This window comes from Geothrix fermentans DSM 14018 (genome assembly GCF_000428885.1).
Classification (GTDB): domain Bacteria; phylum Acidobacteriota; class Holophagae; order Holophagales; family Holophagaceae; genus Geothrix; species Geothrix fermentans.
In genome coordinates this window covers 50410-64325 of the sequence record NZ_AUAU01000005.1, presented here as the reverse complement: position 1 = coordinate 64325, position 13916 = coordinate 50410, and the positions used below count along the sequence as shown (strand labels likewise).

Sequence of the window (13916 nt, the reverse complement as noted above, 5' to 3'; positions counted from 1 at the left end):
CTTCCCGCGAACCTGCGGATGCCTCCGATCCGGCGTGCTGCCGCTCCTGTGGGGCTCATGGCCCGGGTGCGCCTGGGCTGGCGAGGAACCGGGCCCCCCCGTTCCCGCCTCATTCGGCCAGCGGCTGGATCAATTTCAGGCGAGGACGTACCACTTCCTGCAACCGCGGGTGGAGCGGATCGACCGCTGGTTCGTGCGCAAGGGGGCTGAGCCGCTTCCGGTGCCGCCCTTCGAACTTCGGCTGGGCCTGTACGCCCTCCCTGATCTGGATGCGGCGAGCCGCTTCCACCTGAAAGGCCTCCTCGACCTGGATGCGAAGGTCTATCTCCCCAATGTGGACCGCCGCCTGAAGCTGAAAGTGACCACCCACGACCCCACGCTGACGCCTGGTGCGCCCCCCATCGAGGCTCGGCGGGCGGGGCGGATCGGGGTGGAGCGGAACTGGAGGGATGATTTCCACGCGACGCTGGGCCTCCTGACCAGCCTCCGCCCCCAGCTCTACACGCACCTGGACTGGAGCCCCACGTGGACTGCTGGACACTGGAAGGTCTATCCCTTCGAGCGGATGTACTGGGAAAGCAAGGATGGCGCCGGGGAAATCACGTCCCTGATGGGGGACCGATGGCAGGGCTTCTGGAACCTCCGGCCGGCCGCATCCTTCAAGTGGAGCGAGAAAAAACGGGAAACCGACTGGACGACCCAGACCGGCGGCCGGGGCTGGGAGTGGGAGGTCAGCCTCAGCCTCGGCTACATCACAGAACTCCTCCGGGAAAGCGACATCGGCCGGCGCATCAGCGGCGGGGACATGGCCAAAGGCACGAGCCTCCGGTTCAGCGCCTTCGGCACGCCGGGGCAGGAGAACCGGTACCTCCTCACGTGCTTTCTCAAGCGTGAGCTGCGGAACCGCTGGATCTACTGCGTCGTCATGCCAGAGATCGAGTGGAACCGGGCGAATCGCTGGAGGCGGGAGTATCGGTTGGGCGTCGGCATCGAACTGCTTTTCTGGCACGACCGCCTGGCTTCCAGTCCAGCCCCGCGCGGCGCGCCCTAGTCCACCGCCGCGCCCCGGAACTCATCCTGCTCGTGCCGGTTCTGCTCTTCCATGAGCAGCTGGCTCAGCTCCTTCTTCAGAGCGTTGAAGCCGGGGCTGGCCACGTCGCGGGGGCGGGGCAGGTCCACCTTCAGGTCGCGCTTGATGGTGCCGGGGCGGTAGGTCATCACCACCGTGCGGTCCGCCAGGTAGAGGGCCTCCTCGATGCTGTGGGTGACGAAGAGGATGGTCTTCCTCAGCTCGGTCCAGAGCCGCAGAAGCTCGTCCTGGAGGGTGCGGCGGGTGAGCGCGTCCAGGGCCCCGAAGGGCTCGTCCATGAGCATGATGGGCGAGTCCAGGGCCAGCACCCGCGCGATGGCCACGCGCTGGCGCATGCCGCCGCTGAGGTCCTTGGGGTAGCGCTTCCGGAAATCCTGGAGGTGCAGGAGCTCCAGCAGGGCATCCACCCGGGCCTGGATGGCCGGCTTGGCCTCGCCCTTCACCTGGAGGCCGAAGGCGATGTTCTGCTCCACGGTCATCCAGGGGAACAGCGCGTATTCCTGGAAGACCATGCCGCGATCGGGGCCCGGGGCCGCCACCGCCGCGCCCTCCACGGCGATGGAGCCGGAGCTGGGCAGGCTGAAGCCCGCCACGGCGTTCAGCAGGGTGGACTTGCCGCAGCCGGAGGGGCCCAGCAGGCAGACGAACTCGCCCCGGGCGATCTCCAGGTCGATGGCCTTGAGGGCGTAGACGTCCTGGCCGCCGCTCTGGAAGACCTTGTGGACGGCCTGGACGGAGATGTGGCTGGCGTTCGCGTTCATCCCTGCTCCAGGCCCCGGTGCCAGCGCAGCATGCGCGAGCTGAGGCGGCTCATGACCGTGTCGATGCCCAGGCCCAGGAGCCCGATGGTGAACATGCCCGCGATGATCTTGTCGGACCAGAGGTACTCGCGCGCCTCCAGGATGCGGTAGCCCAGCCCGTTGTTCACGGCGATCATCTCGGAGACGATCACCACGATGAAGGCCGTGCCCATGCCGATGCGCGCCCCGGTGAAGATGTAGGGCGTGGCGGCGGGCAGGATGATCCGGGTGAACTGGGTGTACCGCGAGGCGCCCAGGTTGCGGCCCACGCGCAGGTAGATGCTGTCCACGTTCTGCACGCCGGTCACCGTGTTCATCAGCACCGGGAAGAAGGCTCCGATGCTGATGAGGAAGACCGCCGGCGGGTTGCCCAGGCCGAACCACAGGATGGAGAGCGGGATGTAGGCGATGGGAGGGATGGGCCGCAGCACCTGGATGAGCGGGTTGAAGAGGGCGTAGACCACCTTGCTGTAGCCCATGGCCAGGCCCAGGGGCAGGGCCAGCCCCGTGCCGATGGCGAAGCCCAGCAGCACGCGGTAGAGGCTTCCCATGGCGTCCTGGGGCAGCTCTCCGGAGAAGCACCACTTGAGGTACGAGCCCATGGAAGGGTCGTAGGCCTCCAGCGGCCGCAGGTAGGCCCACCACTTGGTGAGCACCTGCATGGGGGAGGGCAGGATGGTGGCGTTCACCCAGCCCTTGGCGGACAGCAGCTGCCAGAAGGCGATGGCCGCCAGCGGGACGAGGATGCCGGAGGCGGCGTGCCTGTAGCGCTTCATCCCTTCTTCGCCTTTTTCTTCGCGGGGGCGGCCTTGGGGGCGGCGGCCTTCGGCAGGTCGATCTTGAGCTGCTTCTTGGCCTCGCCGAGCAGGTCGAGCTTCACCCAGTCATGGGCCTTCGGCGGCGTCGCCATCTTGCCCACCCCGTACTTGGCCATCAGGTCCGTGGTGATCTGGACGTGCTCGGTGGTGATGTCATAGCTGAAGGGGGAGTTGCCGATGGCGTCCTGGTAATCCTCGGCGCTGATCTGGTTCTTGAACATGTTCTCGCGGACGTACTTCTCGGCGAGCTTGGGGTCGTCGATGAACTTCTTGGTGGCCTCCACGAAGCAGAGGAGGAAGCGCTGGGCCACGTCGCGGCGCTCCTTGTAGAGCTTCTCCGTGATGACCAGCGCGCGGATGGGCTCGCCGAGGGGCGTGTCGTAGGGCTTCAGCAGCTCCACGCCGAACTTCCGGTTGATGGCCTGGGAGCTGTAGGGCTCGCTCTGGCACATGGCGTCGATGTTCTTGGCCATGAGGGCCTGGTTCAGGTCCGCGAAGGGCATGTAGAGCACCAGCACGTCCTTGCCGGGCTTGTCGGACCAGGTCAGCCCGGCCTTGGCCAGCTCCGCCAGCAGCAGCAGCTCCTGGGCGCCGCCCCGGGCCACCCCCACCTTCTTGCCCTTGAGGTCTTTCAGCGACCTGATGCCCGTGGAGGCGTTCACCACGATGCGGGCGCCGCCCCTGGCGAAGCCGGCCACCACGTAGATGGGCACTCCCTGGGCGCGGCCCGCGATGGCCGCGTCCAGGGCCGCGGCGCTGGCGTCGATCTCACCGGCCACGATGGCCGGGTTGATGTCGATGCCCTTGGCGAACATGCGCTCATCGATCCGGAGATTGTACTTCGGCGCGATCTCCTTCATGTAGGACACGGCCCCGTAGTGGGCGAACTTGAGGTTGCCGAGGCGGACCACATCCTGGGCCAGCAGGCTCAGAGAGGAAAGCGCGAGCAGGAAAGCCAGGGGCTTCAGTCTCATGGGGTACTCCGGGGGTTTGGACCATTCTAGGCCAAGGACTCCCGGAGGGGCACGGGTCAATCCTGCCGCCGCCTCGCCACCAGCAGGAACTCGCGTCCCGCGCGGCGCGGATGACCCGTGTCCGCGTGGGCGAGATGGAGGATGTCGAAGCGCGGCTTTGCAAGATCCCGGCAAGTCTCCAGGGACATGGCATGCGGCGAGAAGTCCAGGCCCGCCGCGCAGGCGTGCGCCAGGGCCTCGCCCAGCACCGGCGTGGCCCCGGCCAGGTCCCAGCCGGGACGGCCCCCGCCTTCGTAGATGCGGTTCCTGTGGTCGGGGTGGGTGGTCATGGCACCTGGATCATAGCCCGCGGGCGATGCGCGACAGCACCTCGTGGCTGTTGCCGAACCGGCACATGGCGTCGCAGTGGGTTTCGATGTCGGTGAAGGTGAGCAGGGCCGGCTTGTTGGCCAGGGCGCGGAAGGTGGGGCGGACCAGCTGGGCCCGCACTTCCCCCTCCCGGCCATCCGGGGCGACCAGGTACAGGCTGGGGCCGGGATCCGAAAGCGAGAGGCTCAGGTCCTGGAGCCGCAGGATGCCTGAATAGATCGAAGTGCTCTTCTCCACCTCGAAGGCGCAGACTACCTGGTTCTCCTTCAGCCACAGGACATCGATGAGCTCCACGGTGTTGAGGACCTCCGGGCCCAGCCCCATGGGGGGAAGCTCGGCCAGGGTCTGTTCGCCCAGGCGGCCGCCGCCATGGCAGTCGGGCGCCTGCCGGTCGTTCCGGGCCACCCAGGTCTGGTAGCCCAGGGCCCTCCCCACCTTCAGGAGGTGCGCCTGCATCCGGGCATGCAGGGAGGACTCCTGTCCATCCGCCAGGACCTCCTGGTGGCGCTTTTCCAGCATCTTCTGGAGCTTCTTCTCCTCGAAGGCCAGGGCAGTTTCCGAGTTGCCGTCCATGGCGATCTTCCCGATGCCGATGTCGAAGAGGAACCCTGAAACGGCCCCGAGGTCTCGCGAGAACTCGCCGGGGAAGCGTCCATTGAGCATGACGATCCCCTCTCGCATGGCCAGGTAGTCCCGCCAGGAACCAAGTTTCAGGCGCGCCCCGGTGAGGGCATTGAAGCCCTGGAGGATGGCGGTGTTGAAGGCGGGGAACAGGGTGGGGTGCAGGAAGTAGAGGAGGTTCGCGGCCGCGGGCCCCATGCCCTTGATGCCCAGGGCGTCCAGGCGGTGGATGGCGGTCAGGATCTGCTCCTCGCGGGCCGCCCTCAGGGCCTCCTCCAGGAAGCGCGCGAACCCCAGCTGGTTCTCCCGGTCCTCGTAGATGTCGGGGATCCGGAGCTTGGGCTTCCAGTAGAAGGCATGGGCCGCGCCCTGGAAGACCTGCTTCTGTTCGGTGATGGCGGTCATCACTACTTCGAGGCTCGAACCCCGGTAGTCCCGCGGGAAGCGCCCTTGGAAGATGTCCTCCACCACGGCCTGGATGCCCCGCCGGATCGTCCGGAAGGCCTTCAAGCGCTCTTCGCCCCGGAACCAGGTGTGGTAGACGGACTCCGGGTCGGCGCAGTAGCGGCGGACCAGGGCGGGGAGTCCCGGAGCGGGTGCCGGTTCGTGGGGATCCATGGAGGGCCTCGGGATGGAGTGAGGGGTCCCCAGCAGCTTACCGGGGGGTCAGGTCAGCCGGATCTCCTCGGCCTCAAGGAAGCCCGCCAGCCGCTCCAGGGCCTCGCCGAGGCCGCGCGTCCGGGCCTTGGTGGGCCGGACGCCGGGCTCCCACCAGAGGCCCTTCACCTCCAGCAGGCCGCGGTCCCGGTGGAGCTTGGGGTCCAGACGGCCCACGAGGCGCTCGCCCTCGAGGATGGGCAGCACGAAGTAGCCGTACTGGCGCTTGGGCTCGGGCACGAAGGCCTCGAAGCGGTAGTCGAAGCCGAAGCGGCGCAGGGCCCGGGCGCGGTCCCGCAGCACCGGGTCGAAGGGACAGAGCAGGCGCGTGCGCTCCGGGGGATCGGGCAGCTTCGCCAGCCGCGCCTCCCAGCCCGGCAGGGCGAAGGCCGGACGGATTTCGCCGTCGGCGCCTTCCACGGATACCGGGACGATGCGGCCGGCCTTGGCCGCTCGCTCGCACCAGCCCTTGGCTTCCACGGCCTCGATGGAGGCCCAGAATTCCGCCAGCTCCTTCGGCGTGAACACCCAGAGCCGCTCGGCGGCCGTGGCGCAGGCCCACTCCAGGTGCTCGGCGGGCTCCGGGCAGGGCAGGGCGTGGTGGTCCGGCAGCACGCGCTCGGTCAGGTCGTAGACCTTCTGGAAGCCCTCGCGCCGGGGGACCATCAGCTCGCCGCTGCGCCAGAGGAAATCCAGCGCGGCCTTCTGCGGCTTCCAGCCCCACCAGGGCCCGCGCTTCTCCGGGTGCTCGAAGTCCGCGGACTTCAGCGGACCCTCGCGCTCGATGCGGGCCTTCACATCCCGCACCACCCGCGCGCCGTCCGTGCCGCGGAAGTGGTGCTGCCACCAGGCGTGGGCGTGGATGCGCTCCCGGTCCCGCGCGAAGCGCGGCTTCCAGTGCCCGAACCAGGCGGTGGGGATGACCGAGGCGTCGTGGGTGAAGGCCTCGAAGAGGCTGCGCTTGTCCTCCAGCAGCTTCCGCAGGTGCTCCGGCCGGTAGCCGTCCAGCCGCGAGAACAGCGTGAGGTCGTGGGCCCGGGCCACCACGTTGATGGTGTCCACCTGCACGAAGCCCAGCCGCTCGATCAGCTTCTGGAGCGAGGGCCCCGTGACCCGCCGCTCCGGATCGTCCAGCAACCCCTGCGCCCCCAGGAACAGGCGCCGCGAGGCGGAGGCGGAAACAAAGGGAAGAAGGTTTGCCACGGATGAACCCGGATGAACACAGATGAATCAGTATCCGCGTTCATCGGTGTTCATCCGTGGCAAAAATTCAGATCTTCGCGGCCAGCTCGGCGCCCTGGCGGATGGCGCGCTGGGCGTCCAGCTCGGCGGCCAGGTCGGCGCCGCCGATGAGGTGGACCGGCAGGCCCCGCTCCGCGAGCGGCGCGGCGAGGCTGCGCTCGGAGACCTGGCCGGCGCAGAGGATGACGCTGTCCACGGCGAGGCACTTGGAGCCGGCGTCCTTGCCGTCGCGGATCCACAGGCCCGCGTCGTCCACGCGCTCGTAGTGGATGCCGCCCATCATCTTCACCTTCATGGCCTTGAGGCCGGCCCGGTGGGCCCAGCCCGTGGTCTTGCCGAGCGTGGCCCCCATGCGGTCGGTCTTGCGCTGAAGCAGATACACGGTGCGGGCGGGGGCCGGAGGCTCGGGCGCGGCGAGCAGGCCGCCGCGATGGGCATGGGCGCCATCCACGCCCCACTCGGCGAGGTAGCGGTCCACCTGCGGCCCGTGGGTCGGCTGCACCAAGAACTCCGCCACGTCGAAGCCGATGCCTCCGGCGCCGATGATGGCCACGGTCGCCCCTGCCACCTTCCGGCCCGAGAGCAGGTCCGGGTAGCTGATGACCTTGGGATGGTCCACGCCGGGGAAGTCGGGGGTGCGGGGCAGGACGCCGGAGGCCAGGACGACCTCCTCGAAGTCCGCCAGCAGGTCCACGGTGGCCCGCTCGCCCAGGCGCAGGGTGACGCCCGCGGCGGCCAGGCGGCGCCCGAAGTAGCGCAGCAGCTCGTGGAACTCCTCCTTGCCCGGCACCTGCTTGGCGTAGTTGATCTGGCCGCCCAGCTCCTTCTGGGCCTCGAAGAGGGTGACCACGTGGCCGCGCTCGGCGGCGTGGCTGGCGAAGCTCATGCCCGCCGCGCCGCCGCCCACCACGGCGATGCGCCGGGGCGCGTAGGCGGATTCGAACACCAGCTCGGTCTCGTAGCAGGCCCGGGGGTTCACCAGGCAGGTGGCCCGCTTCTGCTCGAAGACGTGGTCCAGGCAGGCCTGGTTGCAGGCGATGCAGGGGGCGATGTCCAGGGCGCGGTCCTCGGCGGCCTTCTTCACGAACTCCGCGTCCGCCAGGAAGGGGCGGGCCATGCTCACCATGTCCGCGCAGCCCTCCGCCAGGACCTCCTCCGCCACCTCCGGCGTGTTGATGCGGTTGGTGGTGACGAGGGGGATGCCCACCTCGCCCTTGAGCTTCTTCGTCACCCAGGCGTAGGCCCCGCGGGGCACCATGGGACCGATGGTGGGCACCCGGGCCTCATGCCAGCCGATGCCCGTGTTGAGGATCGTGGCGCCGGCGGCCTCCACGGCCTTGGCGAGCTGGACGACCTCCTCCCAGGTGCTGCCGTCCGGCACCAGGTCCAGCATGGAGAGGCGGAAGATCACGATGAAGCCGGGGCCCACGGCCTCGCGCACGGCCTTCACCACCTCCACCGGGAAGCGCATGCGGTTCTCGTAGCTGCCGCCCCAGGCGTCCGTGCGGCGGTTGGTGCGGGCGGCGATGAACTCGTTGATGAGGTAGCCCTCGCTGCCCATGATCTCCACGCCATCGTAGCCGGCCTTCTTCGCCAGGGCGGCGCAGCGGGCGTAGTCGCGGATGGTGGCCCGGATGCCGCGCGGGGAGAGGGCGCGGGGCTTGAAGGGCGTGATGGGGCTCTTCACGGCCGAAGGGGCGGCGCTGAGGGGGTGGTAGCTGTAGCGCCCGCCGTGGAGGATCTGCAGGGCGATCTTGCCGCCCGCCGCGTGCACGGCCTCCGTCACCACCCGGTGCTTCCCCACCTGCCAGGGCCAGGAGAGCTGGGAGCCGAAGGGCGAGAGCCGGCCCCGCAGGTTGGGCGCGATGCCGCCGGTGACGATGAGGCCCACGCCGCCCCGGGCCCGCTCGGCGTAGAAGGCCGCCAGCTTGGCGAAACCGCCCTTCGCCTCCTCCAGGTTGGTGTGCATGGAGCCCATCAGCACGCGGTTGCGCAGCGTGGTGAAGCCCAGGTCGAGGGGGGCCAGCAGGTGGGGGTACGGCATGGACGCTCCGGGGGGTGGTGGCAGTGTACGGCGGCCGCGGGTCCCGCGGCGCATCCGGCGCGGCGCCGCGCCTCGCGGATTCCGTGTCACGCCGGGATTTCCCCTGCGTCCGCCAATGGGCGCTGGCCCTCCGGAGGATTTGTTTTCCGCATCTTGACCGCCCCCCCGGCGGACCTTCCAATGATGGACCACCCAATCCATCCATCCCCCGATTGGTAAGTCCCCGGCCATGCCCTACTCGCCCCATCCCCTGTCTGGCCCCGCCCCCTCCCCGGGAGCGCCCGGCGGTCGCGCGGCCCGGGCCCAGGAGCGCCCATGAGCAACCTGCGGGGCCTCCTCGAGAGCATCAGCATCACGGACGTGGTGCAGCTGCTGCACCTGAACAAGAAGACCGGCCAGCTGCTCATGCAGAACGGCCGGTTCCAGGGCGTGATGTACGTGAGCGGCGGCGCGGTGGTGCATGCGGAGACCGCCCGGTCCACCGGGGAATCCGCCGCCTTCGAGCTGCTGGCCTGGGAGCGCGGCGAGTTCGAGTTCCAGGCGGTGCCGGTCAAGCCCGTGGGCAGCATCCGGCGGAGCGTGCCCGACCTGCTCATGGAGTCCGCCCGCACCCTGGACACCCGGCGCCGCCTGGGGGCCTACTTCCCCTCCCTGGACGCGGTGCCCTGGACCTTCCTGCCCGAGCCCGCGCTCACGGCGGACCTGAAGCTCACGCCCGAAGCCCTCAAGGCCATCGCCCACTTCGACGGCTACCAGGACTTCCACCAGGTGATGGCCTCCACGCAGCTGAACGAGACCGCCGTGCTGGAGGCGGCCTTCGCGCTGCTCCAGGCCGAGCGGCTGCAGGTTTTCGAGCCCGCGGTGCCCCTGTCGGTGGAGACCCTGAAGACCGGCCTCTTCAAGAAGGGCGACCACGTGGAACTGGGCGCCATCCACGAATCCCGCTGGCGCGGCCTCCAGCCCTACAGCCACGGCTTCATCACCCGGGTGCGGATCCAATGGCGCGGCGGCGTCGCCCACGAGGCGGTGCGCTTCGTCCCGAACCTTGCGGACAGCGCGCTGGCAGCCCCCGATGCCCTCCTCCAGAGCTGGGGCATCGGTCCCTCCGAACCCGTGGTGGTGCGGCCCGCCCCCTGACCTGATCCCATTCCCCGGAACCAGCCCCTTCCAGGAGTCACCCATGGTCCAGACCATCGCCGACCTGTTCTACCAGGCCTGTGCCTTCCAGTCCCGGGATGCCCTGGCCTACCGGAAGGGGGGCGCCTACGTGCCCATCTCCCACCAGGAGCTCCAGGCCCGGGTGGAGCGCCTGGCCCTGGCCCTCCAGGCCCGCGGCCTGAAGGCCGGCGAGCCCGTGGCCCTGATCTGCGAGAACCGGCCCGAGTGGGCCGTGGTGGACTACGCCTGCGCCATCTCCGGCCTGCCCTCCGTCCCCGTCTATCCCACGCTGAACGCGGTCCAGAGCGCCTTCATCCTTCGCCACTCCGAAGCCCGCATCGTCTTCTGCTCCACGGCGGAGCAGGCCCGGAAGGCCCTGACCGCCAAGGGACCCGACTCGGCCCTCACCGCAGTGGTGCAGATGGACGGCATCCCCGCCGACGCCACGGTGATCCCCTTCTCCACCCTCATGGCCGAGGGCGAGGCCCTGGAGGCGCGGCGTCCGGAGGTGCGGACCTGGGCCAAGCAGCGCACGCCCGAGGACCTGCTGACCATCATCTACACCTCGGGCACCACCGGCGATCCCAAGGGCGCCATGCTCACCCACGGCAACCTGGTGTCCAACGTGGAGCGCACCCTCCAGCTGCTGCAGCTCAAGAAGGGCGACCGCTGCCTCTCCTTCCTGCCCCTCTCCCACATCCTGGAGCGCATGGCGGGGCACTACTCCACCTTCCGCATCGGCGCCAGCATCTACTACGCGGAGAGCATCGCCACCGTGGCCGACGACCTGCAGGCCACCAAGCCCACCATCATCATCAGCGTGCCCCGCATCTACGAGAAGATCTACGCCCGGGTCCGCGAGGGCGTGGCCTCCAGCAGCATCGTGAAGCGGTTCATCTTCCACTGGGCCATGTGGGCCGGGGAGATGTCCGTGCCCTACCTCTACGTGAAGCAGGACATCCCCCTCTGGATCAAGTTCCAGCTCTGGTGGAGCCGGCACCTGGTCTTCCACAAGATCCTGGCCCGCACCGGCGGGAACATCCGCTTCGCCATCAGCGGCGGCGCGCCCCTGGCGCCCAAGGTCATGGCCTTCTTCTGGGCCGTGGGCCTGCCCATCACCGAGGGCTACGGCCTCACGGAGACCAGCCCGGTGGTCTCCTTCAACCGCTTCGGCGAGGTGACGCCCGGCAAGGTGGGGCGCCCCATCTACGACACCTGGGACGGCAGGCCCTACGTGAAGATCGCGCCGGATGGCGAGATCCTCGTCCAGGGCCCCAACGTGATGAAGGGCTACTGGAAGAACCCCGAGGGCACGGCGGAGTCCTTCGACGCCGACGGCTACTTCCGCACCGGCGACATCGGCGAGCTGAGCGACCGGGGCCTGCTGAAGATCACCGACCGCAAGAAGGAGATCATCGTCACCAGTGGCGGCAAGAACGTGGCCCCCCAGCCCATCGAGGAGCTGCTCAAGACCGATAAGTTCATCACCCAGGCCGTGCTCCTGGGCGATAAGCGCAACTTCATCTCCGCCCTGCTCATCCCCAACTTCGACAGCCTGCACCGCTGGGCCCACCAGAAGAAGCTCACCTTCTCCAACAACCGCGACCTGGTGGCCCGGCCCGAGGTGCATGAGCTGATGATGGAGCGGGTGGAACTGGTCAACCAGCAGCTCTCCAACTTCGAGCGCGTCAAGAAAGTGGCCATCCTCGACCACGAGCTGAGCCTGGAGACGGGCCAGCTCACCCCCAGCCTCAAGGTGAAGCGCCGGGTGGTGAACGAGATGTACGCCACCCTCATCGAATCGCTCTACAAGGGGGCCTGAACCCCGCCAACCCTCAGTCCGCCGAGGGCCCCTTCAGCTCGATCACGTTGCCCTCCGGGTCCCGGAGGTAGACGGACGGGCCGGTGCCCTCGGCCCCGTAGTTGTCGTGGACCTCGCTCAGCTCGACGCCGTGGGCGCGGAAACGCGCCCGCAGGTCGGCCTCGTCGAAGGGGTCGATGCGCAGGCAGAAGTGGTCCTGGTTGCGGCCCTCTGGCCCCGGCGCCGCGCCTCCGGAGGCGCCCAGCTTCCCGGCCACGGAGACCAGGTCGAGCATCGAGCGCCCCGCCCGGAGGTGGACGAGCCCCAGGTCCGGCACCCGCCGGTCCAGGCCGAGGCCAACCGCCCGCGTGTAGAAGTCGGTCATGGCCTCCAGGTCGGCGACGCGGAGGACCAGGTGGTCGAGGGCGAGGATGCGCATGGCTGGTGGACCTCCCGGCCCACCAGCATAGCCGGGCACTCCCGGGGGAGGGCCCCCGCGCGGGCGCTGGCACCGGGCGGGGGCTGCGCTGATGGCGTCAGAACCGGACGCCGGCGTAGAGGCCGAACTGGCTCTTGGGGGCCATGGCCTTGAGCGCATCGGCCGTGCTGGCATTGATGTCCACCCCGCTGCCCTTGGTGGTCAGGGGGAAGGCCACCTCCAGGCCCACGAACGGCTTCACCACCGGTGAGGGGATGGCGAACCCGGCGTTCACCCGGGCCCACACCCGGTTGTAGGTGGTGCTGTCGCCGAAGCCGGAGAAGGTGGCGGAAAGCCGCTCCGACCGGAACTCCACCCCCGCGCCGATGGCCACGAAGGCCTTGAAGTTGAACATGGCGCCCGCGGACCAGTGGTTCTCCTTGAAGTCGCCCACCTCCACCGCGGGGATGCCGGGCAGGGAGGCCTTGACCGTGGCCTTGGCCTCCGGCTGGTAGCCGGCGGTGAGCTGGAGGAGCGCCGGGCCCAGGTCCACCACCGTATAGCCGAAGCGCGCGGCGAAGACCGTCTTGTTGTCGGTCTCCATCCGCAGGCTGGTGCCCGGCGCCACGTCCGTGTGGATCGAGGGGTACTGCTGCTGGCCGAGGAAGAGGCCCACTTCGAAGGACTGGGCGGCCAGGGGGGCGCCGAGGGCCCAGGCAAGCGCGATGGCTTTTTTCATGGTTGTCTCCTGATGGAAAAGGGAAAGGCGGCCCATCCTTTCACTTCCATCCCGGAAAATCAAGATGATCTAGGTGTCATCAATTTTCGACGGGCTCCCGCATCGCTCGGGTTCAATTTCTAACCTGTCAAATAGCATTGGCAGGTTAGAATTGAGCCTCTCTGCTGAAACCCCATGTCAAGGAGGACCGCCATGCCGACGCTCATCGAACGCCTCTTCGCCCTCGCGCCGGAGATCCGCTACGTCGCCACCTACCTGGAGGGCGTCCACCGCTCGGCCCAGCGCCCGGGGATCGAAGGCGCGAGCAGCTCCGAATCCGACAAGTACGAGGAGCTGATCGTGAATCCGACCCTGCTGAAGCTCGTCACGCAGCGCGGCAACATCGACTGCGGCGGGGCTGGCTGGGTCGTCATCCGGTACGGCCACTTCTACGAGCTGGTCGTGCCCGTTCCGGAAGGCCACCTGTCCCTCGGTATCGAGCTGTCCGGCCAGCCCCTCGCCATTGCCGAGAAGGTGCTCGCCGTCTCCGGGCAGGAAGGCTAGGAGGCCCCGCGGGCGGTCCCGCCCCGGGCCGCCTTCCGGACCCGGTGGTAGTGGCGCCGGGCCTTCTCGCGGTTGCCGCAGCTGGTCATGGAGCACCACCGGCGGGAACGGCCCCGGCTGAGGTCCAGGAAGAGCCAGGTGCACTGGGAGCCTTCGCATTCCCGGATGGGGACCGGAGGCTCGCGGGTCAGCAGTTCCGCCGCGGCCCGGGCGATGGGCCAGAGGGGGGAGCCCGGGTGGCGCTCCCCCTCGAGCCACTGCCAGGCAGATGCCCCAGGGCCCTCCAGGCCCAGGTGGGAGAGGGCCTCCCGGAGCACCTGATTCAGGCGGGCCAGGTCCCGCGGAGGGACCTCCCGTCCCTGGATCCGGGCCGAGAAGAGGCCGTACAGGGCCTCCCGCAGCCCCCGCGCCGTCCGCAGGACGGCCTCGGCGGCCGGGGTTCCCGTCTGGGCGGCCAGGGCTTCCAGGGTGCCCGGATCGAGCAGGCCCGCCTGGCGTGCGAAGGCCAGAAGGGCTCCGTAGGAATCCAGGCCGTCCGTGTCCGGCCGGCCTCGGTCCCCCCAGGTGTTCACGAAATCGAGGCAGAGATCCCCTCCCGAGAGTTCGAAGGGGCCTGGGGAGGGGGAAAGGGGGTCCATGGGG

The 13916-nt window shown here is 69.1% G+C and carries 14 protein-coding genes; 4 read left to right on the top strand and 10 right to left on the bottom strand.

Annotated elements, in window-relative coordinates; all coding sequences use genetic code 11:
* Positions 1–169: 169 nt before the first annotated feature.
* Positions 170–1051 (top strand): hypothetical protein, encoded by an 882-nt coding sequence (locus G398_RS0100360; RefSeq protein ID WP_026852107.1) that lies wholly within the window; start codon positions 170–172, stop codon positions 1049–1051.
* Here the strand turns inward: G398_RS0100360 and G398_RS0100355 are convergent.
* From G398_RS0100355 to G398_RS0100325, 7 genes are all read right to left on the bottom strand, one after another.
* Positions 1048–1851, bottom strand: coding sequence for an ABC transporter ATP-binding protein (locus tag G398_RS0100355; protein ID WP_026852106.1), 804 nt, complete (start codon positions 1849–1851; stop codon positions 1048–1050). The two genes, G398_RS0100360 and G398_RS0100355, sit on opposite strands and share 4 nt — an antisense overlap.
* Entirely contained in the window at positions 1848–2666 is an 819-nt protein-coding gene (locus G398_RS0100350) for an ABC transporter permease (RefSeq protein WP_026852105.1), read from the bottom strand. Before G398_RS0100350 ends, G398_RS0100355 begins: the two co-directional genes overlap by 4 nt.
* A complete protein-coding gene (locus G398_RS15100; protein WP_052570992.1) occupies positions 2663–3682 on the bottom strand; it encodes an ABC transporter substrate-binding protein in 1020 nt (339 codons plus the stop codon). The genes G398_RS0100350 and G398_RS15100 overlap by 4 nt, the downstream gene beginning before the upstream one ends.
* A 56-nt stretch (positions 3683–3738) precedes the next feature.
* The gene (locus G398_RS0100340; RefSeq protein WP_026852104.1) at positions 3739–4011 is read right to left on the bottom strand and encodes a hypothetical protein; all 273 of its coding nucleotides are present in this window, start codon (positions 4009–4011) and stop codon (positions 3739–3741) included.
* A 10-nt stretch (positions 4012–4021) separates the two neighbouring features.
* Positions 4022–5290, bottom strand: coding sequence for a hypothetical protein (locus tag G398_RS0100335; RefSeq protein ID WP_052570990.1), 1269 nt, complete (start codon positions 5288–5290; stop codon positions 4022–4024).
* Between the two features lie 48 nt (positions 5291–5338).
* Complete coding sequence (locus G398_RS0100330) at positions 5339–6532, bottom strand: winged helix-turn-helix domain-containing protein (RefSeq protein WP_026852102.1); 1194 nt, start codon at positions 6530–6532, stop codon at positions 5339–5341.
* A gap of 67 nt (positions 6533–6599) precedes the next feature.
* Positions 6600–8615, bottom strand: a complete 2016-nt coding sequence (locus G398_RS0100325) for an NADPH-dependent 2,4-dienoyl-CoA reductase (protein ID WP_026852101.1) — start codon at positions 8613–8615, stop codon at positions 6600–6602.
* Between the two features lie 315 nt (positions 8616–8930).
* Between G398_RS0100325 and G398_RS0100320 the strand changes: the two genes are divergently transcribed.
* Both G398_RS0100320 and G398_RS0100315 read left to right on the top strand, forming a co-directional pair.
* Positions 8931–9752, top strand: coding sequence for a DUF4388 domain-containing protein (locus G398_RS0100320; RefSeq protein WP_026852100.1), 822 nt, complete (start codon positions 8931–8933; stop codon positions 9750–9752).
* A gap of 43 nt (positions 9753–9795) precedes the next feature.
* Positions 9796–11595 carry an AMP-dependent synthetase/ligase gene (locus tag G398_RS0100315; RefSeq protein WP_026852099.1) on the top strand — a complete coding sequence of 600 codons (1800 nt, stop codon included), beginning with the start codon at positions 9796–9798 and terminating at the stop codon, positions 11593–11595.
* A gap of 13 nt (positions 11596–11608) precedes the next feature.
* Here the strand turns inward: G398_RS0100315 and G398_RS0100310 are convergent, their stop codons facing one another.
* Together G398_RS0100310 and G398_RS0100305 are read right to left on the bottom strand one after the other, a co-directional pair.
* Positions 11609–12013 (bottom strand): VOC family protein, encoded by a 405-nt coding sequence (locus tag G398_RS0100310; RefSeq protein WP_026852098.1) that lies wholly within the window; start codon positions 12011–12013, stop codon positions 11609–11611.
* A 97-nt stretch (positions 12014–12110) separates the two neighbouring features.
* A complete protein-coding gene (locus G398_RS0100305) occupies positions 12111–12731 on the bottom strand; it encodes a hypothetical protein (RefSeq protein WP_026852097.1) in 621 nt (206 codons plus the stop codon).
* A gap of 192 nt (positions 12732–12923) precedes the next feature.
* On the opposite strand from G398_RS0100305, the gene G398_RS0100300 reads away from it, so the two are divergent.
* Positions 12924–13274 (top strand): hypothetical protein, encoded by a 351-nt coding sequence (locus tag G398_RS0100300; protein ID WP_211229017.1) that lies wholly within the window; start codon positions 12924–12926, stop codon positions 13272–13274.
* Here G398_RS0100300 and G398_RS15095 read toward each other — a convergent pair.
* On the bottom strand, positions 13271–13912 hold the full coding sequence (locus tag G398_RS15095) for a CGNR zinc finger domain-containing protein (protein WP_052570988.1): 642 nt from the start codon (positions 13910–13912) through the stop codon (positions 13271–13273). The genes G398_RS0100300 and G398_RS15095 overlap by 4 nt on opposite strands.
* Positions 13913–13916: the final 4 nt, after the last annotated feature.